Raw genomic sequence first — 18,825 nt, forward strand, 5'->3', positions numbered from 1 at the left:
ACGGCGCTGCATGCGGCCGGCGCCGATACGACGAAGGGCCGCATCGCTGCGGCCCTCGCGTGCTGCGCCCGGCCCGAAGGGCTGACGCAGGATTGCCGGAACACCACGGCGCCGGGGCGCGCGTGCTCCGCCTCGCTGTTTAGCGCTGACGCGCCTTGAAGCGGGGGTTGGACTTGCAGATCACGAAGACCTTGCCGCGGCGACGCACAACCTTGCAATCGCGGTGGCGGGTCTTCGCCGACTTCAGGGACGACAGGACCTTCATGACAAACCTCTGGGATGGGATACGAACGGCAAGCCGGCTATTCTAGCGGCTTATTTCCACCTGATTCAAGCGCTTGGGCCTTCGGGCGCGATGCGCAGGAGATGCGTATGACGGCCGAGACGCCGGTGTTGACGATCGACGGCCCCTCCGGGTCGGGCAAGGGCACGATCAGCCGGGCGGTCGCGCAGCGGCTGGGCTGGCACTACTTGGACTCGGGGGCATTGTACCGGGCGGTCGGGGTGTCGGCCGGCTGGGCCGACCTCGACCTGGGCGACGCCGGCGCGCTGGTGCGCTGCGCGTTCGACACCACGATTGCATTCCGCGACGACCCGAGCGGCGAGCCGCGGGTGATCGTCAACGGACACGACGCTACCGACGAGCTGCGGACCGAGACCGCAGGGGCCGCGGCTTCGGCGATCGCGGCCATTCCCGAAGTGCGTGCCGCGCTCAAGGACCGGCAGCGCGCATTCAGGACGCCGCCGGGGCTGGTCGCCGACGGCCGCGACATGGGCACGGTCATCTTTCCCGATGCGCGCTGGAAGGTGTTTTTGACCGCGAGCGCCGAGGAACGCGCCGAGCGGCGCTATAAACAGTTGAAGGGCAAGGGGGTTTCGGTGACAATGGACGGTCTGCTGCGCGAGATTCTCGCGCGTGACGCCCGCGATGCCAGCCGCGCAGTGGCGCCGCTGCGGCCGGCCGAGGAGGCCGTCCGCATCGACACCACCGGCCTGGGCATCGAGGCCGTCGTGGCGCAGGTGCTGGCGCTGTTGCCGGCGCGCATGGACTGACAGACCCGGTCCGGCGCGCCTGCCGTCGTCGGCGCGCCCAGCAGTCGCGTGCCCCCGGACGGAGCGTCCGGTCGCATGCCGCAGTCGCAACATCGCGTCATCGCTCCAACGGTTCCGGCACCACGCCCAGGGCGCGGCGCCGGGTGTTCTTCCATGCCAACACTCACGGCCCTGCAATCCCGCGACGGCCGATCAACGGGTGGACCACCGATACCGCGCTCCGTCGCTGCGCCGGCCCGGTCCGACATCAACCAGGTATTCACCAAATGACCGAATCATTCGCAGAACTGTTCGAACAGAGCCAGACCAATCTGGCCAAGCTCAAGCCGGGCGCCATCGTCTCGGGCGTCGTGGTGCAGGTCCGCACCGACGTCGTCGTGATCAACGCCGGCCTGAAGTCCGAAGGCATCGTGCCGATCGAGCAGTTCCGTAACGAGGCCGGCGAGATCGACGTGGCCGAGGGCGACACCGTCAAGGTGGCGCTGGACTCGCTCGAAAACGGCTTCGGCGAGACCGTGCTTTCGCGCGAGAAGGCCAAGCGCGCGATGGTGTGGGACGAACTCGAGGAAGCGCTCGAGAAGAACGAGACCATCACCGGCCGCATCAGCGGCAAGGTCAAGGGCGGCTTCACCGTCGACATCAAGGATGTCCGCGCGTTCCTGCCCGGCTCGCTGGTCGACGTGCGTCCGGTCCGCGACCCGGTCTACCTCGAGGGCAAGGAACTCGAGTTCAAGCTGATCAAGCTCGATCGCAAGCGCAACAACGTCGTCGTCTCGCGCCGCGCGGTGGTCGAGAGCGAGCACTCCGAGGAGCGCGAAGCGCTGATGGAGAAGCTGGTCGAGGGCGCCGTGCTCAAGGGCGTGGTCAAGAACCTCACCGACTACGGCGCGTTCGTCGACCTGGGCGGCATCGACGGCCTGCTGCACATCACCGACATGGCCTGGAAGCGCGTGCGCCATCCGTCCGAAGTGGTGGAAGTGGGCCAGGAGCTCGAAGTCCGCGTGCTCAAGTACGACCGCGAGCGCAACCGCGTCAGCCTCGGCCTCAAGCAGCTGGGCGAGGATCCGTGGGACAACATCTCGCGTCGCTACCCGTCCAACACCCGCGTGTTCGGCAAGGTCTCCAACGTGACCGACTACGGCGCGTTCGTCGAGATCGAGCCGGGCGTCGAGGGTCTGGTGCACGTGTCGGAGATGGACTGGACCAACAAGAACGTCAACCCGTCGAAGGTCGTGCAGGTCGGCGACGAAGTCGAGGTCATGGTGCTCGACGTCGACGAGGAGCGTCGTCGCATCTCGCTGGGCATCAAGCAGGTCACCAGCAACCCGTGGGAGACCTTCGCCGCGATCCACAAGAAGGGCGACAAGGTCGACGGCCAGATCAAGTCGATCACCGACTTCGGCATCTTCATCGGCCTGGACGGCGGCATCGACGGCCTGATCCACCTGTCGGACATCGCCTGGAACTCCACCGGCGAGGACGTGGCCCGCAACTTCAAGAAGGGCGACACCCTCGAGGCCGTCGTGCTGGCGGTCGATCCTGAGCGCGAGCGCATCTCGCTGGGCGTCAAGCAGCTCGAGCAGGACCCGCTGGGCCAGTTCATGGCCAACAACCCGCGCGGCTCGAAGGTCTCGGGCACCGTGAAGGAAGTCGACGCCAAGGGTGCGGTCATCGACCTGGGCGAGGGCGTGGAAGGCTACGTGTCGGCGCGCGACATCAGCGACCAGCGCATCGACGATGCCAGCCAGCATTTGAAGGTCGGCCAGGAGATCGAGGCCAAGTACTTCGGCATGGACCGCAAGACCCGTTCGCTGCAGCTGTCGATCCGCGCCAAGGACGAGGCGGAGACCGCCGAGACCCTGGCCGAGTACAACAAGCAGGCCTCGGACGCGTCGAGCGGCACCACCAAGCTGGGCGCGCTGCTGCGCGAGCAGCTGGGCAACAAGTCGGAGTAATGCGTTCGGCGCCGGTCCGGGGACGTCCCCGGACCGGCGTTTGCGCATCTGCAAGAACGAGACATGACGAAGTCGGAACTCATCGAGCTGCTGACCCAGCGGCAAGCCCATCTCAAGGGCGAGGACGTCGACCTGGCGGTCAAGGCCATGCTCGAAATGATGGGCGGCGCGCTGGCAGCAGGCGACCGTATCGAGGTCCGTGGCTTTGGCAGCTTCTCGCTGCACTTCCGACCGCCGCGGACCGGCCGCAATCCCAAGACTGGCGACGCCGTGGCGCTGCCGGGCAAGCACGTCCCGCATTTCAAGCCGGGCAAGGAACTGCGCGATCGCGTCAGCGACGTGCAGCCGTTGCCTGCGGACGAGTGAGCGCCCTGGGGCGCGCCGTTCCCCGTCCCTTCGGTGTCGCCGCGTGCGGTTGGCACCGCCGATCCCCGAGCGGTTAGGATCGACGGCGGCCCGCAGGCCGTCGCGCGATGCCGTGGCCGCGTGTCCGCTCGCGCCCGCCGTCGCGCGAAAGCGGCGACCTTCCTGATGGAGCGTGATCCATGGCGTTTGTCACCGAGTGGTTCTGGTTCTTCCTCCTGCTGCCGATCGCGGCGCTCAGCGGCTGGGTGATCGGGCGACGCGGCGGCGAGCGGCATAGCGACACCCAGGTCAGCCGGCTGTCGACGACGTACTTCCGCGGCCTCAACTACCTGCTCAACGAACAGCCCGACAAGGCGATCGAGCTGTTTCTGCACATCGCCGAGCTCGACAAGGACACCTTCGAGACCCAGGTCGCGCTCGGCCACCTGTTCCGGCGGCGTGGCGAGGTCGATCGTGCGATCCGCCTGCACCAGGGGTTGGTGCAGCGCCCCGATCTCAACGACCAGCAGAAGGTGCAGGCGCTGCTGGCGCTGGGCGAGGACTACATGAAGTCGGGGCTGCTCGACCGCGCCGAGACGGTGTTCAGCGATCTGGCGCGCATCGACCAGCGGGCGCCACACGCGCTGCGGCACCTGATCGGCATCTACCAGGCCGAACGCGACTGGGCGAAGGCGATCGAGAACGCGACCCGCTACGAGGCGGCGACCGGCGAACCGATGGGCAAGCTGATCGCGCAGTTCGAATGCGAACTGGCCGATCGCCATCGCTCGGCCGGCAACCCCGACGAGGCCCGCGCAGCGGTCGCGCGGGCCTACGCCGCCGATTCGGGATCGGTGCGCGCCGGCATTCTCGAAGGCCGGATCGAAATCGATGCCGGCAACGACGCTGCGGCGATCCGCGCGTTCGAGCGTGCGGCCCGCCACGATCCCGATTTCCTGCCCGAGATCCTCGGGCCGCTGCTGGCCGCCTACGAGCGGGTCGGCGACACGCCTGGCGCGCGCAACTTCCTGTCGCAGATGACCGAGCACTACCCGGGTGTGGCGCCGGTCCTGGCACTGACCCGACTGGTCGAACAGGAAGAAGGCGTGCACGCGGCGCGGACCTATCTGGCGCGCCAACTCAAGGATCGTCCGTCGGTCCGGGGCGAGGCCGCGCTGATCGATCTCACCCTCGCCGACGGGGTCGATCCGGCCGGCACGCTGCAGGAACTGCGGTTGATCACCGAGCAGTTGCTGGTGCGCAATCCGAGCTACCGCTGCAAGCAGTGCGGCTTCGGCGCCCGCAGCCATCACTGGCAATGTCCCAGCTGCAAGGAATGGGGCACGATCAAGCCGTTGCTGAACTACGCCGTGGTCTGAGTGCAGCCGCAGGCGCTCATCGCAGTCGCCGTTCTGGCTCTGGTCTCGACGTCGCTGGGGACCTGGCTGGCGCGGCGCTATGCACTGTCGCGCAAGCTGGTCGACGCGCCGGGCGAGCGGCGCAGCCACGCGGCGCCGACGCCGCGCGGTGGCGGCATCGCGATCGTGGTCGTCATGCTGGGCGTGCTCGCCTGGACGGCCTGGCAGGCGGCGCTCCCCGGGGTGCACCTGGCGTTGCTGATCGGCCTTGTGCTGGTCGCCGGTATCGGCTGGATGGATGACCACCGGCCGTTGTCGCCATGGTCGCGGCTGGGGGTCCACGCGGTCGCCGCCGCGCTGCTCGCGGGGGCGGTGGCCCATGCCGGCCAGCCCCTGTGGTGGGGCGCTGCGGTATTCGTACTGGCCGTCGGTCTGATCAACGTCTGGAACTTCATGGACGGGATCGACGGCATCGCCACCAGCCAGGCGATGCTGGCCGCGCTGGCGGTAGCGTGGGTGGCCGGGCCCTGGGGCGGGGCCGGCGTGCTGGCGATCGCGCTGCTGGCCGCCTGTGGCGGCTTTCTGCCATTCAACTGCCCGAAGGCACGGATCTTCCTTGGCGACGTCGGCAGCGGCAGTCTCGGCTATGTGCTGGCAGGGCTGCTCGCTGCGGCATCGCTCGAGATCGGTCATCCGGCGGTCTGGGCGTTGTGCTTTCCGCTCGCGCCGTTCCTGATTGACGCCTCGTTGACACTCGTTTCACGCATGCTCCGCGGCGAACGCTGGTGGACGCCGCATGTTCAGCATGTCTACCAGCGCGCCGTGCAGGCTGGGCATCCGCATGCGAGGGTCGCCGCAGGCTATGCGGCGCTGTCGATGGTCGGGGTCCTGGTGTGCGGATTGCTCGCCGGGCACGGTGGCCCGGTTATCATCGGAGCCTTGGTCGCATGGTATCTGCTCATTGTCTGTGTCTGGTGCGCGGCTCGTGTCCGCTTGCTCGCCGGGCAACGTTGCCCTCAAGGATGAATCGCGATGCATGATGTAAGGACCCGGCTCGGCGTCCTGGGACCGCGTGTGGCCGTGGTCGCACACGACCTGGCCATGGTCTGGCTGTGCTGGGTCGGCCTGCACCAGTTCCGTCTTTCGGTCATGGCGCAGGCGCCTGCGTTCTCGCCGGTGTCGATCGAGGTCGCGCTGATTCTGCTGGCGCAAGGCGTGATCTTCTGGCGCGTGGGCCTGTATCGTGGCGTGTGGCGCTTTGCCAGCATCCCGGACCTGCTCAACATCGTGAAGGCGTCGGTCCTGGGCCTGCTCGCGATCCTGCTGGTGCTGTTCGTCTACAACCGGCTCGATCTCGTCCCGCGCAGCGTGCTGATCGTCTACCCGTTGCTGCTCGCAGCGTTGCTGGGCATGCCCCGGCTGCTGTACCGGGCCTGGAAGGACCACGGCAGCGTGCGGCTGGACCAGACCGCCACGCGGGTGCTGATCCTCGGCGCCGGTCAGGCCGGCGAGACGCTGGTCCGAGACTTGCGCCGGACTGGGGCCTACGATCCGGTTGGCTTCCTCGACGACGCGCCGAAGTTGCGCGGCAGCCAGTTGCAGGGCGTGCCGGTGCTGGGGCGGGTCGAGGACGTGGAGCGGATCGCCCCGGAGACCGCCGCCAAGCTGCTGGTCATCGCGATGCCCTCGGCCGATGCCGCGGCGATGCGCCGCGTGGTTGCGGCCTGCGAACGGACAGCGCTGCCGTTCCGGACCGTGCCGCGGCTCGACGACCTGCTGGAAGGCCGCTCGCTGCCGGGCGAGTTGAAGGAAGTCGCGATCGAGGATCTGCTCGGGCGCAAGCCGGTGCTGCCCGATTGGAAGGCGATTCGTGGCTGGCTGCGCGGGCGCTGCGTGCTGGTGACCGGAGCCGGCGGCTCGATCGGATCGGAACTGTGCCGACAGTGTGCGCGCCACGGTGCCGCGCAGATCGCGTTGGTGGAGATCGACGAACTCGCGCTGACCCGCATCGAGGCCGAACTGCGGCGCGACTTCCCGCATATCCGGGTCACGCCGGTGCTCGGCGACTGTGGCGATCCGGCGGTGACCGCGCATGCGATGCGGCTGTCGTCGCCGGACGCGGTGTTCCATGCCGCGGCCTACAAGCAGGTGCCGGTCCTGGAGCAGCAACTGCGCGAGGGCGTCCGCAACAACGTGCTGGCCACCCGCAACGTCGCCCGTGCGGCAGTCGAACACCGCGCGAGCACGTTCGTGCTGATCTCCACCGACAAGGCGGTCGATCCGGTGAATGTCCTCGGGGCGACCAAGCGTCTGGCCGAAATGGTCTGCCAGGATCTGGCCGGTGACGGCGGAACTGGCTTTGTAACCGTGCGTTTCGGCAATGTGCTCGACTCGGCCGGTAGCGTGGTGCCGCTGTTCCGCGAACAGATCCGGCGCGGCGGCCCGGTGACCGTGACCGACCCGGAAGTCACGCGCTACTTCATGACCATCCCCGAAGCCTGCCAGCTGATCATGCAATCGGTCGCGATCGGCGCCTCGCAGGCCGTCTACACGCTCGACATGGGGGAGCCGGTCTCGATCCGCCTGCTGGCCGAGCAGATGATCCGCCTCGGCGGCAAGCAGCCCGGTCGCGATATCGCAATCGTCTACTCGGGCCTGCGCCCCGGCGAGAAGCTGCACGAAACCCTGTTCCACGCCGACGAACGCTATCGGCCCACCGTGCATCCGAAGATCCTTCAGGCCGAGGCGCGCCCGGTGCATACCGAGAAGCTGGCATCGGCGTTGGCGCGGCTCGACGAGGGCGTCGCGCGCTACGATCTCGAGCAACTGGCAGCGACGCTGCGCGAGGCCGTGCCCGAGTTCAAGCCGGTCGTTGTGGATCCCGCGCTGCAGCGTACCGGTACCACGGCGACCATCGTTGCCTTTCCCCCACGACACGCGAGACAACCATGACGCAAAGGATTCGAAAGGCGGTGTTTCCCGTGGCCGGCCTGGGAACGCGGTTTCTGCCCGCGACCAAGACCGTCCCGAAGGAAATGCTGCCGATCGTCGATCGCCCGTTGATCCAGTATGCGGTCGACGAGGCGATCGAGGCCGGCTGCGACACGCTGGTGTTCGTGACCAACCGCTACAAGCACGCGATCGGCGACTACTTCGACAAGGCCTACGAGCTCGAACATCGGCTCGAGGCGTCGGGCAAGCATGAATTGCTGGAGAAGGTGCGCCGGCCGCTGCCCGACGGGGTGCGCGCGATCTTCGTGACCCAGCCCGAGGCGCGTGGCCTGGGCGATGCGGTCCTGTGCGCGCGGCCGGTGGTCGGCAACGAGCCGTTCGCGGTGATGCTGCCCGACGACCTGTTGTGGAACCGGGGGGGCGATGGCGCGCTCAAGCAGATGGCCGATGCGCATGCGCAGACCGGCGCGAGCATGATCGCGGTGCAGGACGTGCCCCCGGAGAAGACCGCCAGCTACGGCATCGTCGCGACCGATCCATTCGAGGGCCGGCATGGCCGCATTCACTCGATGGTCGAAAAGCCCAAGCCCGAGGAGGCGCCGAGCAATCTGGCGGTCGTCGGCCGTTATGTGCTCGATGGACGCATTTTTTCATTGCTCGAGAAGACCCCGCCGGGCGCAGGCGGGGAGATCCAGCTCACCGACGCCATCTCGGCCTTGCTCGCCGAAAAGCCGGTACATGCTTACCGCTTCCGCGGCACGCGCTTCGATTGCGGAACGCATCTGGGCTTGATCGAGGCGACGATCCGATACGCACTCGACAACGAAAAGCTCAGCGAACCGGCGGCAGCGCTGATGCGCGACGCGCTCGACGAGCTCGGGGTTCGCGACCTCGACTGACGACAGCCCAGCCGCCGGGTCCGCGCGCGCCATGCTGCGCGCTGTCAGGGCGCGACCGTGCAATCGGGAAAGCGGGCGAGATACTCGTCCAGTGGTGGCATTCCCAGGCCGGCGCGCAGCGCGTCGACGCGCTGCGCGTCTTCCAACGGTTGCGGCGCGCGCCGGCCCTCAATGCACGTGACCTGGGTGCCGTAGCGCTGGCGGCCGTCGAGCTTGAGCATGACCCGGTCGTAGAGAAAGCCGTAGCGGGTCGTCAGGGGCGTGCCGACATGGCGCCGCTGCATGGCGCGCAGGGTCTGGTACTGGAGATCGGGCCGCTGGTCTGCGTGTTGGACCAGCAGCCAGAGCTGGGCCTGTGCCTGCTCGGGCAGTGCGGTGGGCGCAGGCCAGCCATCGTGACGGGCCATCAGCTGCGCCGCGTATGCGGCATTGTCCGCGTCGAGCCTGCGGACATCATCGCCGAGCGCGAGCGCGTAGGTCGCGTACAGCGGATCGCCTGGCCCCGCATCGCGGCCGGGCACGCCATCGAGGGCATAGCGCAGGATCTGGTCGTTGAGGGCCCGCCGTTGCAGCTCCGCCGCCACGGTGCGCAGCGCCTCGCCGTCGGGTGGGGAGGCCTGCACCTGGGACGCGATCTCTACCGCGCGGCGCAGGCCCAGCACATAAGGCCAGGCCGCCTTGGCTGCCGCGTCGAAGGCCGGCCAGTCGTCGAACGTGGCGGCTGTCGCCTCCGCATCCACGATCAGGCCGCATCGCCGGTCGCCGTAACAGGCCTCAGGGAGCGACGCGGCATCGATCCCCCGCGTCCGTAAGGTATCGCGCAGCGCCGCGGTGCGTGCGCGGCGCGCGGCCTCGGCCCAGTCCAACAGCGCGCGCCAGCGTGCGCGCTCGGCCGGGTCGGGCGAAAAGCGCGGCTGGACCCAGTCCAGACGGGTGAGGTCGAGCGGCGCGTCTTCGGCGGGGAGGCGGTCGAGCAATGGGGGCGGCGGCGTGCTGCCCCCGGCTGCCGAACCGGCAGCGAACAGAAGCAGCGCGCTCAGCGCTCGCCGCATTGCGCGGAGCATCGATCAAAGGCTGGCCGGGCAGGATGCCCGGCCGGCGTCTCAGGCATCGGCATCGTCGACGACGATGATCTGCGCCGAGACCTGGGCCGAGAGTTGGGTCCGTGAGGTCGTCCCGCCGGCGACGGCGTCGATCTCGCTGTCGGTGAGGTCGCGCGCAAGCTGGCGGCTGAGCAGGCGGTAGCTGCCTGGCGCATCGGCTGCAGGCGATTGGGGCGCGGGTCCTGGCTTCGACATGGCGACGTCTCCTTTGCGATTCGCAGCGCCGTCGACATGGCGGCGTCATCGGTGTCTTAGTGCATCGCGGTGCCAGTGTCAAATCGAGACGGGGCCTGGACCGAGCCGTTGGCGCTGGCGCGTGCTCGCATGGCGGTCGCAGTCTGCGGTAGAACACCCGCATCTCTCTCGTCGGAGCACTTGCATGCCTGGACACCTGCGCGTCGTCACGCATCCCGGAGATGTCCATGCGGGCGCGGTGGCGTGGGCGCTCGCCGATCGCGGGATCGCGACGCGCTGGATGTGCTTGGGCGACTTCCCGGCGCGCGCCACCCATAGCTTCGAATTGCGCGCGGGCACGGACGCGGGCACGGCGGGCGGGCTGCCCGACACCGATTGCGATTTCGTCTGGATTCGCAGGATCGGGCGCTCGCCCGGCGTGCCGGCGGGCCTGGATGCCCGCGATGCGGAGGCCTGTCAGCGCGAAAGCGAGCGCTTCTTCTGGGGATTGCTGCATGTGCTTGCACCCCAGGCCTGGTGGGTCAACCCGCTCACGAGCTTCATGACCAGCCGGCACAACAAGTTGCATCAGCTGCGCCTGGCGCAGGCCTGCGGCATGGTCGTGCCCGACACGCTGGCGAGCAACGACCCGGCGCGTATCCGCGCGTTCGTGCGTGCGCACAGTGGCCGAGTCATCGCCAAACCGTTCTTCCCGCATCTGTGGAACACGCGCGACGGCCGGTCGTACGAGTATCTGTCCTCGCTGGTGACCGAGCAGGACCTGGATGATCCGCGCGTGCTGCAGGCGTCCCCGCTGATCTACCAGCACTTCGTCGACAAGGCGTTCGAAGTGCGGGTGGCCGTGTTCGGGCAGGCGGTGATCGCCGCGCGCCTGGACACGCGCGGCGACCCCGACCTGGCCGTGGACTGGCGCCACGCCGCCAAGCATCCGACGGTGACCCCGTTCCAATTGCCCGATCCTGTGCGCGAAGGCTGCTTGCGGGTCATGGCGATGCTGGGGCTGGTGCACGGCTCGTTCGACTTCATCGTCCGGCCCGATGGCGGCTTCGTCTTCCTGGAGGTCAATGAGTCAGGGCAATGCCTGTGGATGGAAGAGGATTGCCCGGACTTGCCGGTGCTTTCTGCGCTCGTGGGCCTGTTCCTGGCGCGTCGGCCGGATTTCTCGAACGCGGATCTGGCGCAGTTTCCCTACCGGTTCGGCGCGTTTCGCGGAAGCCCGGATTACGAGGCGTTCCAGCAGAGCGCGGCGCAGGACCACTTGCCGGTGTCGATGGAAGGGGTGGTCTTCCAGGAGTGACGCGCGCGTTTTGGGTGGCCGGACAGCGACGCGCTCCCGACTGAGGGGAGGGCGGCGTCCGGCTGGTAGGCGGCTGCCGACCCGAAGCTGCACGCTCGTTCTCGCGAACGAGGGAGATGAGGCAAAAAAAAGCACGCCCGCAAGGGGCGTGCTTTCTGTCAACGGTGTCCAAGGACACCGCGGCGGATGGATCAGGCCAGGCCGGCCTGCTTCATCACTTCGGCGGCGTAGTCCTCGACGACCTTCTCGATGCCTTCGCCGACGGCCAGGCGCTGGAAGCGCAGCACGTCCGCGCCGGCGGCCTTGAGCGTGGCCTCGACCGTCTTGTCGGTGTCGAGCACGTAGGGCTGGCCGTAGAGCGTGACCTCGTTGACGATCTTGTTGAGCTTGCCGCTGATGATCTTCTCGAGGATGTCGGCCGGCTTGTTCTTGTCCTTGTCGGACATCTTCGCCAGCTCGATTTCCTTTTCCTTCTCGATGAACTCGGCCGGGACGTCGGTGGCCTTGTTGTGCGGCGGGTTCATCGCCGCGACGTGCATCGCCAGGCCACGCGCGAGGTCGGCATCGCCGCCCTGCAGCTCGACCAGCACGCCGATGCGGCCGCCGTGGACGTAGGCCGCCAGGTTGTGGCTGCTCTCCATCCGCACGATGCGACGCACCTGCACGTTCTCGCCGACCTTGGCGATGACGGCAGCGCGCGCTTCCTCGACGGTCTCGCCCGACGCGAGCTTCGCAGCCTTGAGCGCATCGATATCGGCGGCGCCGGAGGCGAGGGCGGCTTGGGCGACGGCCTCGGTGAAGCGCAGGAAGTTGTCATCCTTGGCGACGAAGTCGGTCTCGGAGTTGATCTCGACCAGCACCGCGGCGCGATCGTCCTGCGTGGCGACGATGCGGCCTTCGGCGGCGACGCGGTCGGCCTTCTTGTCGGCCTTGGCCAGGCCCGACTTGCGCAGGGCTTCGGCGGCGGCGTCGATGTCGCCGGCGGTCTCGCTCAGTGCCTTCTTGCACTCCATCATGCCGGCGCCGGTGCGCTCGCGCAGTTCCTTGACCAGGGATGCGGTGATTTCCATGGATGACCTCAGTGTTCGGTGGATGCGTCGGCCGCGCGGTGCGCGGCCGGTCGTTGGCGGTCGCCGCTCGCAGACGAGCGGCGATCGCGCCGGAGGCGCTGCGGCTGCGCAGCATGGCGCAGCCGCATGTCGCGGCGATTACTCGGCCGCGACGTCCTCGGTCTTCTTGCCGCGCGGGGCGCGGGCCGGCTTGTCGCCGCCTTCTGCAAACTCTTCCTCGCGCACGGTCGCCGCGCTCGGCGCGGCCGCCTTGCCTTCGAGCACGGCGTCGGCCGCGGCGTTGGCGTACAGCTGCACGGCGCGGATCGCGTCGTCGTTGCCCGGGATCGCGTAGTCCACCAGCGCCGGATCGTAGTTGGTGTCGACGACGGCGATGACCGGAATGCCGAGCTTCTTGGCTTCCTGGATCGCGATGTTCTCGTGGCCGATGTCGATGACGAACAGCGCGTCGGGCAGGCGGTTCATTTCCTTGATGCCGCCCAGCGACGCTTCGAGCTTGTCGCGCTCGCGACGCAGGCCCAGCACTTCGTGCTTGACCAGCTTGTCGAACGTGCCGTCGGTCTCGGCCGACTCGAGCTCCTTCAGGCGCGACACCGACTGCTTGACCGTGCGGAAGTTGGTCAGCGTGCCGCCCAGCCAGCGCTGGGTCATGTACGGCATGCCGCAACGCTCGGCCTCTTCCTTGATCGCCTCGCGCGCGCTGCGCTTGGTGCCGACGAACAGGATCATGCCGCGCTTCTGGGCGATGCCCGAGATGAAGTTCATCGCGTCGTTGAACAGCGGAACCGTCTTCTCGAGGTTGATGATGTGGATCTTGCCGCGGGCGCCGAAGATGTACGGCGACATCTTGGGGTTCCAGTAGCGCGTCTGGTGGCCGAAGTGCACGCCGGCTTCCAGCATCTGGCGCATGGTGATCTGAGGCATTTGGATGATCTCGTGATGATGGAATCGAACGAAGCCGGTGTCGTGGCAAGTCCGCACGTGAGATGTGCAGCACTTGGCGATCGGACTCGCATCTCGATTCCGGGGTTGGGCCTCCCTGTCGCCTCCGTGGCCGAACCTCTTGCGAGGCACCCCGGCACGGGTCGATACGACAGGTGTGTATTCGCCGGTGACGCCCGGCGTTGCGTGTCGGACCCGGCGAGCGGGCACGGCAAGCGCGGGATTCTAACCTGCGCCGCAGCCAGCGCGCAATCTGAACGCGCCTCGGCGCTCAGAAGCCGATATCGACTCGGAGGGTGTCGCGGTAGACCCCCGGCGGTGGCGTGGCCTGGGTGGGGTCGATCAGCGCCCGGTACGTGAAGCCCTGGGCCGTTGCGCCGGTGTGGACGCCGGGATTGAGCTCGGCGCCGGCGCTCGAACGCCGCTCGGCACCGACGCTGCCCCAGCGCTCGTCAGAGGCCGCACCCTTATAGAGCGCGTAGCGCAGGAACTGGGTGGGCGCGAGGTCGTCGCGCATGCGCCGCCAGCCCGCCGAGAAGTGCTGTCCGTCATCGATCCCGACCGTGTACGCGGCGCCCGCGCTGCAGCGGACCGTGATGTGCTGCACCACCGGACCGAATGCGCCGGCCAGCGGGGCGCTGCCGAAGTCGAGCGGCGGGGCGGCGATCGCGCAGTCGTTCTCCAGCCGCAGCACGACATTCACGCTCGTTGAAATGCCGGTGCCCCACGCGAGCGGCGTCAGCAGACCGGGGCGCTGGAAGCCCGGACTCTGCGAGTAGGCGCACAACGGTCCGATCCCGAGGGTACAGATCGAGAAGAACCAGCGCAGGTTGACCACACCGGTGTAGGTGCCGGCGCGCAGGCCTGCCGTGGGCGTGGTGCGGATGTACAGCGGCAGGCTGCCGCCAGGTCCGCTGAACAGGTTGAGCAGGTTCAACGCCGAGAAATCGAACTCCTGGCCCTGGCCGAGCTGCGGCCCGGTGCTCTGCGCCAGGACCGTGAACGGAACCGGGGGCCCACCGCCGTCGTGGACCAGTTGGAACGTCGAGGTCTCCAGTCGGACCTTGATGTAGGAGGTGCTGATCAAGGCCAGTGCGCTGCAGGTCAGGCCGCCGCTGCCGGCCGCCTGTCGCGGGCCGTCGGCCAAGGCCAGCGTGCCGGTAGTACCAAGGTCGGCGTGCGCGTTGGCCACCGCGCACGACCCGGTGTCCTGTGCTTGCGCGCCGCTGCCGGCGGCGAGCAGCGCGAGCAGCAGCAGGCGCGGACGTGCGCGCGGCGGCGGGGCGGGGCGGAGACGTATGCGCATCATCGGCAGGCCAGCGGACCGATTCGCGCCAGGCCCTCGGCGCCGGGGTCGAGCGAAAAGCGGACGGTGCACGCAGGCGCGCCGGCGGGATGCGCGGTGAGCGTGTTGTCCGGCGCCAGCCTCGACAGATAGACCAGGCCGTCCCAGCCCACATGCGCAGCTTCGCCCTGCGCGCTGCTCACCGGGGTGCCTGGTGCGAGTTCCGCGCCTGACGCATCGTGCAGCGTGACCAGGGCCGACAGGGTACGCTCGACCGGGAACCGCATCACATAGCCGCTGCCGCGGCGCACCGCGACGCGCTGCTCGACGATCGGCGTTTGCACGTTGGTCGGCAACTGCAGTGGGTCGATCTCGAACTTCGCGGCGTACTGCGCCCCGGACCACGGCACCAGCAGCCGACCGTGGCGATCGGTGGTGCCGACGGTCACGTTCTCGTAGCGCACTGGAATGTCCGCAAAGCCGTTGGTGTCCACCACCACGAAGGCATCGGAGATCCGGTTCGACAGAAAGGTGCCGCCATCCATGCGCACGATCGCGCCGGCGGCATTGGCCCACAGCGTGTGGGCGCCGGCGCCGCCGCGCACGCCGCCGCCGAGCTGGATGTGGCGGTTGCGCCACAGGGCGTCGAGCTCGAGCTGATCATCGCCCGCGGCAAAGCGGCTGTAGCCCAGGCCAAGCCCGAGTCCTCCGTCGCTGGGCACAGGGCGTGTGTAGCGCAGGCGTTGCGCATCGCCGCGTCCACTGGCGCGATCATGCGTTGCGGTGACGTTGCCGCGCCGCAGCGACACCACCAGTTGCGCGACCGCCGACCAGTCGCCGCCGTCGATGTCGCGGTTGCCCGACAGGTAGAGGCCGATGTCCCGCCACGGCGATACGCTCCACGACAGGTTGACCAGTCGGGTCCGCGAAGCGTCGGCGTTCTCCAGCGCGATGTGGCCAAGCCCCACGCTGCCCCAGCGCCCGAGCGCGACGCTGCCGGCGACCACCGTTGTCCGTGGCCGGAACGGCAGCGTGGTCCGCGGGTCGTAGCGGGCCAGGTCCACGAAGTCGCGATCGCTGCGCTGGTGCTGCGCCGACAGCGTCAATCCGCGGCGGGTGTACTGGTAGCCGACATCGACCTGGCCGCCCGAGCGGCCGCGCGATTCGCTATGGCTGTAGGCAGCATTGACCACCCCCAGCATGCCCAGCCGGACGACGCCGCCGGCACCGAGCCGGGTCAGATCGTCGGCGGGGGCCCCCACCCCCACACCGGGGGGCGCCAAGGGGGGGCCGCGGCTGTAGGCGGCCGAGGCCACCACCGGGCCGTAGGCGAAATTCTCGACACCGTAGTCGCGGCGCAATGCACCGGCCGCGAGCGCAAAGTCGCTCAGGCCCGGCGCGAGAAGGCGGCTGCTGACGTAGAACGGCACCGCCGTGGCGACTTGCCGCCCCAGCGCATCGGTGACCACCACCACCGCCTCGCCGGCGCCGTTGATGAACGGCACCTCGGTCAGCGCAAAGGGACCGGGGTCGACGCGCTCGCGCGCGGCGAGACTGCCGTTGACGTACAGGTCGACCGCCGATGGCACGCCGGCCTGGCCCGCGAACTGCGGCAGCGGATAGGTGACGATGTCGGGGCGGAGCGAGAAATCGCGTGAGAACTGCAGCCCGGCCACCCGGACCGGTGAGGTCCAGGCCGGCCCTCGCGTGATCAGGTCGCCGGCCTCCCAGAGCCGTGCCTGCGCTTCGTCGACACGGATCCATCGGGTGTCATAGCGGACGAACGCCCGGCCCGCGGCGCCGCCATGGCGCCAGGCACCCGACGACGACACCGTGCCGGCGTCGCCGAACAGGCGCACGTCGGTCCACAGCGAAGTCGCGGTGGCGGCGTGCGGCGCGCGGGTGGCATACAGATCGTAGTTGAGCAGCAGCCCGCGGCTGGCACGCGAGTCGTGGCGGGCGGGTCCGCCGTGGCGCTCGAAGTGCTGGCTCGGTAGCCAGTCGGCAGGCACCTCGATGTGCAGGCGCAGGGTGGCGACGTCGTACTCGACGGCGACGCCCGGCAGGCGGTCGATCGCGACCCGGCCGTCTGCATCCGGGGCGTCGACGCGCACGTGCAGCGCCTGCAGCGCTTGCGCATCGACCAGGTAGTGCCCATCGCGCAGTTCGACCGGGACCACACGTCCCGATGCCAGCCCGTTGACGACCAGTTCCAGGTGCACCAGGCCCTCGCCGATGGCGTCGGTCGCCCGCGGGGGCGGCGGCAGCCGGCCAGGTGCCGGCGTCGCGGCCTCGGCCGTCGGCGCCGGTGCCAGGCCTGCGCACAGCAGCGCCGAGGCCAGGCACGCCGTCGACGGCCGGGGCATCAGCGCCTCGATGCCTGCACCGGCGGAATCGTGCGCAGGCGCCGGTGGTCGTCGATGTGCGCCTCCAGCGTGCCGTCGGCCTGCGCGGCATCGGTCAGCGGCCAGCGCGCGAAGCTGCCGGCCAGCACGTAGCCCAGCTGCGCATTCTCCAGCGGGACGTGGGCGCCGCCTGGGCGGCGGAATCCCAGCGCGGTCAGGCGCGCGTGGCGCTGGCCGCGGTTGTGGACCAGCACAAAGACCTGGCCGTCGCGCCGTTGCAGCTCCCATGCCAGTTGTGGCCCCACCCGGCCGGTCGCGTCGTCGTGGACGAAGAGCGGGATCGAATAGCGGAACTGAAAGCGCACGCCGGCCGGGGAGCCCACCGGTTCCTGCGCATCCTCGGCGCGCTGGACTGGGATCTCGTCGACGACGATCCGGTAGGCGAGCTCCCCGGCGACGGCCGGGATTGCGGTGGTTCGCGTCAGGCGGACCAGTTGACGCTGGCCGGGGGCGATCCGTGCCATCGGCGGCGAGCCGACGATGGCCTGCTGCGGTCGATAGTCGTCCTCGCCGTCGACCTGGTGCCATTCGAACACGCGCAACTGCAGGTGCGCGGTGGTCCGGCCCTGGTTCTCGATCCAGAGTGCGGTGGCCTGTTCGCCGTGGCGGATGGTCGGATTGACCGGCCAGATCAACAACGAATTGGCGGCCGGCGCGGCGATCGTCGCCAGCGCCATCGCCGCGCCGATCAACCAGCGGATCACACGGGCAAATGGAACGGGGCGGCGTGGGGGCGGGAGCATGACATGTCCTTGTCGATGGCCGGGGCAGACGGCTTCACCAGTCGAGCGTGACGGTGACCGTGTCGGTGTACGCGCCCGGCAGCGCGTCGCCGGGCAGCGTGAGTCGGCCGTGGACCGGCAGCGCGATGCCGAGGGGGGCGGAGCCGGGCACGGTGATCGACTGCGCCTGATCGATCGCGATCTCCTGGGTCAAGGCCGCATCGCGGTAGAGCCGGTACGGGATTCTGCGATCGACCGCGGCGTGGCGCAGTTGCCTGACCCCGCCGGCCGCATGCGCACCGCCATCGATGCGCATGCGCATCACCACGCCCGCCGTGCAGCGCAGCGTGACCACCTGCGCCGCACCGGCATCGGCAGTGTGCACGGCGTTCGACAACGCGCTATCGGTACCGAAGTCGAGCGTCGCCATCACGCCTGCAGCGCCGCTGCTCCCCAGGCCGTCGATCGCACAGCCCGGAATCACCGTGGCCGAGACCGGAAACGTGGTCTGGGTGTCGGCCTGCAGCGCGCCAGGCAGCGTCGCCAGCAAGCTTGCGAGCAGGCCGCCGAGCGGAGGTGCGCCAGGCCGGCGCGGACGGGCGCGAGCCACGGCTGATCAGAGCGTGATCACGACGCCGATGACATCGGAGTAGGTCCCCGGCAACAGCGCGGCGCCGCCGAACGCACGCCCGTAGACGTTGACCGTCTGCGCGCTGCCGTCGGCGGGCAGCGTCAGCGCGTCGCCATTGGCGATCACTGTCGACCTGCCGGCGTCGGAGTACAGCTCGTAGCTGATGAAACGCGTATCCGCGCCGCTCTGTAGCGCCAGCGCGCGGCTTCCGCCGCCATCGGGCGCCGCGCCGGGATTGAGCCCGCCATCGAAGCTGATGCTGGGAGACACGCCTTCCGAGCATCGGATGGTGATGGCGCTGCCCGCGTTCTGCACTTCGGCGTCGGCCTGATCGAACACGGTGGTCTCGGTGCCGAAATCGAGCGTGCCCAGGGTGCCGACGCTGCCCCCGTCGGCGGTATCGACGCCGTTGATGATGCAGCCGGCCTGCAGGGTCATGGTGGCGTCGATCTGTCCGGTGATCTCGGCGTGGGCGGTCGCACCGACCAGCCCGAGCAGGGCGGCGGCGGTCAATGGCATCAAGCGCATGGAACATCTCCGTCGTGTTGGATCGGAAGGGCATGCGGGCAAGCAACGAACTTGGCCCGCTTGCGGGGGGCTGGGCGCAGTGTCT

At 69.0% G+C, this 18,825-nt stretch carries 18 protein-coding genes; 8 read left to right on the forward strand and 10 right to left on the reverse strand.

Translation table 11 applies throughout. The features are described from left to right. Positions 1 to 139: 139 nt before the first annotated feature. Positions 140 to 265 carry a type B 50S ribosomal protein L36 gene (gene ykgO / locus ABE488_RS08765; protein WP_005913193.1) on the reverse strand — a complete coding sequence of 42 codons (126 nt, stop codon included), beginning with the start codon at positions 263 to 265 and terminating at the stop codon, positions 140 to 142. 107 nt (positions 266 to 372) lie between these two features. On the opposite strand from ykgO, the gene cmk reads away from it, so the two are divergent. From cmk to galU, 7 genes are all read left to right on the forward strand, one after another. Next, on the forward strand, positions 373 to 1,053 hold the full coding sequence (cmk, locus tag ABE488_RS08770; RefSeq protein ID WP_346442222.1) for a (d)CMP kinase: 681 nt from the start codon (positions 373 to 375) through the stop codon (positions 1,051 to 1,053). Positions 1,054 to 1,319: 266 nt separating this feature from the next. Beyond that, the gene (gene rpsA, locus ABE488_RS08775) at positions 1,320 to 3,008 is read left to right on the forward strand and encodes a 30S ribosomal protein S1 (RefSeq protein ID WP_047135971.1); all 1,689 of its coding nucleotides are present in this window, start codon (positions 1,320 to 1,322) and stop codon (positions 3,006 to 3,008) included. A gap of 48 nt (positions 3,009 to 3,056) precedes the next feature. Further along, complete coding sequence (locus ABE488_RS08780) at positions 3,057 to 3,374, forward strand: integration host factor subunit beta (RefSeq protein ID WP_255350605.1); 318 nt, start codon at positions 3,057 to 3,059, stop codon at positions 3,372 to 3,374. A gap of 179 nt (positions 3,375 to 3,553) precedes the next feature. Further along, the gene (gene lapB / locus ABE488_RS08785) at positions 3,554 to 4,732 is read left to right on the forward strand and encodes a lipopolysaccharide assembly protein LapB (protein WP_346442221.1); all 1,179 of its coding nucleotides are present in this window, start codon (positions 3,554 to 3,556) and stop codon (positions 4,730 to 4,732) included. Then, positions 4,733 to 5,737 carry a glycosyltransferase family 4 protein gene (locus tag ABE488_RS08790; RefSeq protein WP_346447900.1) on the forward strand — a complete coding sequence of 335 codons (1,005 nt, stop codon included), beginning with the start codon at positions 4,733 to 4,735 and terminating at the stop codon, positions 5,735 to 5,737. A gap of 6 nt (positions 5,738 to 5,743) precedes the next feature. Beyond that, positions 5,744 to 7,663 (forward strand): nucleoside-diphosphate sugar epimerase/dehydratase, encoded by a 1,920-nt coding sequence (locus tag ABE488_RS08795; protein ID WP_346442219.1) that lies wholly within the window; start codon positions 5,744 to 5,746, stop codon positions 7,661 to 7,663. Beyond that, a complete protein-coding gene (gene galU, locus ABE488_RS08800; protein ID WP_346442218.1) occupies positions 7,660 to 8,562 on the forward strand; it encodes a UTP--glucose-1-phosphate uridylyltransferase GalU in 903 nt (300 codons plus the stop codon). Before ABE488_RS08795 ends, galU begins: the two co-directional genes overlap by 4 nt. 44 nt (positions 8,563 to 8,606) lie before the next feature. Here the strand turns inward: galU and ABE488_RS08805 are convergent, their stop codons facing one another. Both ABE488_RS08805 and ABE488_RS08810 read right to left on the reverse strand, forming a co-directional pair. Continuing rightward, positions 8,607 to 9,539: a DUF6624 domain-containing protein gene (locus tag ABE488_RS08805; RefSeq protein ID WP_346447902.1), complete on the reverse strand. Its 933-nt coding sequence runs from the start codon at positions 9,537 to 9,539 to the stop codon at positions 8,607 to 8,609. Positions 9,540 to 9,665: 126 nt separating this feature from the next. Next, positions 9,666 to 9,860 carry a hypothetical protein gene (locus ABE488_RS08810; RefSeq protein ID WP_346442216.1) on the reverse strand — a complete coding sequence of 65 codons (195 nt, stop codon included), beginning with the start codon at positions 9,858 to 9,860 and terminating at the stop codon, positions 9,666 to 9,668. Between the two features lie 184 nt (positions 9,861 to 10,044). Here ABE488_RS08810 and ABE488_RS08815 point away from each other — a divergent pair, with 184 nt between their 5' ends. Then, positions 10,045 to 11,157: a hypothetical protein gene (locus tag ABE488_RS08815; protein ID WP_346447904.1), complete on the forward strand. Its 1,113-nt coding sequence runs from the start codon at positions 10,045 to 10,047 to the stop codon at positions 11,155 to 11,157. Positions 11,158 to 11,348: 191 nt separating this feature from the next. Here the strand turns inward: ABE488_RS08815 and tsf are convergent, their stop codons facing one another. The 7 genes from tsf to ABE488_RS08850 all read right to left on the reverse strand — a co-directional run bounded on the left by tsf (position 11,349) and on the right by ABE488_RS08850 (position 18,740). Next, positions 11,349 to 12,227, reverse strand: coding sequence for a translation elongation factor Ts (tsf, locus tag ABE488_RS08820; protein ID WP_346442214.1), 879 nt, complete (start codon positions 12,225 to 12,227; stop codon positions 11,349 to 11,351). 138 nt (positions 12,228 to 12,365) lie between these two features. After that, complete coding sequence (gene rpsB / locus ABE488_RS08825) at positions 12,366 to 13,151, reverse strand: 30S ribosomal protein S2 (RefSeq protein ID WP_346442213.1); 786 nt, start codon at positions 13,149 to 13,151, stop codon at positions 12,366 to 12,368. 289 nt (positions 13,152 to 13,440) lie between these two features. Continuing rightward, positions 13,441 to 14,475: a spore coat U domain-containing protein gene (locus ABE488_RS08830; RefSeq protein ID WP_346447906.1), complete on the reverse strand. Its 1,035-nt coding sequence runs from the start codon at positions 14,473 to 14,475 to the stop codon at positions 13,441 to 13,443. Continuing rightward, positions 14,475 to 16,820 (reverse strand): fimbria/pilus outer membrane usher protein, encoded by a 2,346-nt coding sequence (locus ABE488_RS08835; RefSeq protein ID WP_346447908.1) that lies wholly within the window; start codon positions 16,818 to 16,820, stop codon positions 14,475 to 14,477. Before ABE488_RS08835 ends, ABE488_RS08830 begins: the two co-directional genes overlap by 1 nt. Further along, on the reverse strand, positions 16,820 to 17,602 hold the full coding sequence (locus ABE488_RS08840) for a molecular chaperone (protein WP_346447909.1): 783 nt from the start codon (positions 17,600 to 17,602) through the stop codon (positions 16,820 to 16,822). The genes ABE488_RS08835 and ABE488_RS08840 overlap by 1 nt, the downstream gene beginning before the upstream one ends. Before the next feature lie 34 nt (positions 17,603 to 17,636). Next, positions 17,637 to 18,191 carry a spore coat U domain-containing protein gene (locus ABE488_RS08845; protein ID WP_346442209.1) on the reverse strand — a complete coding sequence of 185 codons (555 nt, stop codon included), beginning with the start codon at positions 18,189 to 18,191 and terminating at the stop codon, positions 17,637 to 17,639. A 6-nt stretch (positions 18,192 to 18,197) separates the two neighbouring features. Next, positions 18,198 to 18,740, reverse strand: a complete 543-nt coding sequence (locus tag ABE488_RS08850; RefSeq protein ID WP_346442208.1) for a spore coat U domain-containing protein — start codon at positions 18,738 to 18,740, stop codon at positions 18,198 to 18,200. Positions 18,741 to 18,825 lie beyond the last annotated feature (85 nt).

The organism is Luteimonas sp. TWI662, from assembly GCF_039673825.1.
Classification (GTDB): domain Bacteria; phylum Pseudomonadota; class Gammaproteobacteria; order Xanthomonadales; family Xanthomonadaceae; genus Luteimonas.

Excerpts from the sequence above, each read along its gene's own strand:
- ABE488_RS08810 (WP_346442216.1), bottom strand. The coding sequence starts at position 9,860 with ATGTCGAAGCCAGGACCCGCGCCCCAATCGCCTGCAGCCGATGCGCCA.
- ABE488_RS08850 (WP_346442208.1), bottom strand. The coding sequence starts at position 18,740 with ATGCGCTTGATGCCATTGACCGCCGCCGCCCTGCTCGGGCTGGTCGGT.
- tsf (WP_346442214.1), bottom strand. The coding sequence starts at position 12,227 with ATGGAAATCACCGCATCCCTGGTCAAGGAACTGCGCGAGCGCACCGGC.
- ABE488_RS08840 (WP_346447909.1), bottom strand. The coding sequence starts at position 17,602 with ATGCTCCCGCCCCCACGCCGCCCCGTTCCATTTGCCCGTGTGATCCGC.
- lapB (WP_346442221.1), top strand. The coding sequence starts at position 3,554 with ATGGCGTTTGTCACCGAGTGGTTCTGGTTCTTCCTCCTGCTGCCGATC.
- cmk (WP_346442222.1), top strand. The coding sequence starts at position 373 with ATGACGGCCGAGACGCCGGTGTTGACGATCGACGGCCCCTCCGGGTCG.
- ykgO (WP_005913193.1), bottom strand. The coding sequence starts at position 265 with ATGAAGGTCCTGTCGTCCCTGAAGTCGGCGAAGACCCGCCACCGCGAT.
- galU (WP_346442218.1), top strand. The coding sequence starts at position 7,660 with ATGACGCAAAGGATTCGAAAGGCGGTGTTTCCCGTGGCCGGCCTGGGA.
- rpsA (WP_047135971.1), top strand. The coding sequence starts at position 1,320 with ATGACCGAATCATTCGCAGAACTGTTCGAACAGAGCCAGACCAATCTG.
- rpsB (WP_346442213.1), bottom strand. The coding sequence starts at position 13,151 with ATGCCTCAGATCACCATGCGCCAGATGCTGGAAGCCGGCGTGCACTTC.
- ABE488_RS08815 (WP_346447904.1), top strand. The coding sequence starts at position 10,045 with ATGCCTGGACACCTGCGCGTCGTCACGCATCCCGGAGATGTCCATGCG.
- ABE488_RS08795 (WP_346442219.1), top strand. The coding sequence starts at position 5,744 with ATGCATGATGTAAGGACCCGGCTCGGCGTCCTGGGACCGCGTGTGGCC.
- ABE488_RS08835 (WP_346447908.1), bottom strand. The coding sequence starts at position 16,820 with ATGCCCCGGCCGTCGACGGCGTGCCTGGCCTCGGCGCTGCTGTGCGCA.
- ABE488_RS08830 (WP_346447906.1), bottom strand. The coding sequence starts at position 14,475 with ATGCGCATACGTCTCCGCCCCGCCCCGCCGCCGCGCGCACGTCCGCGC.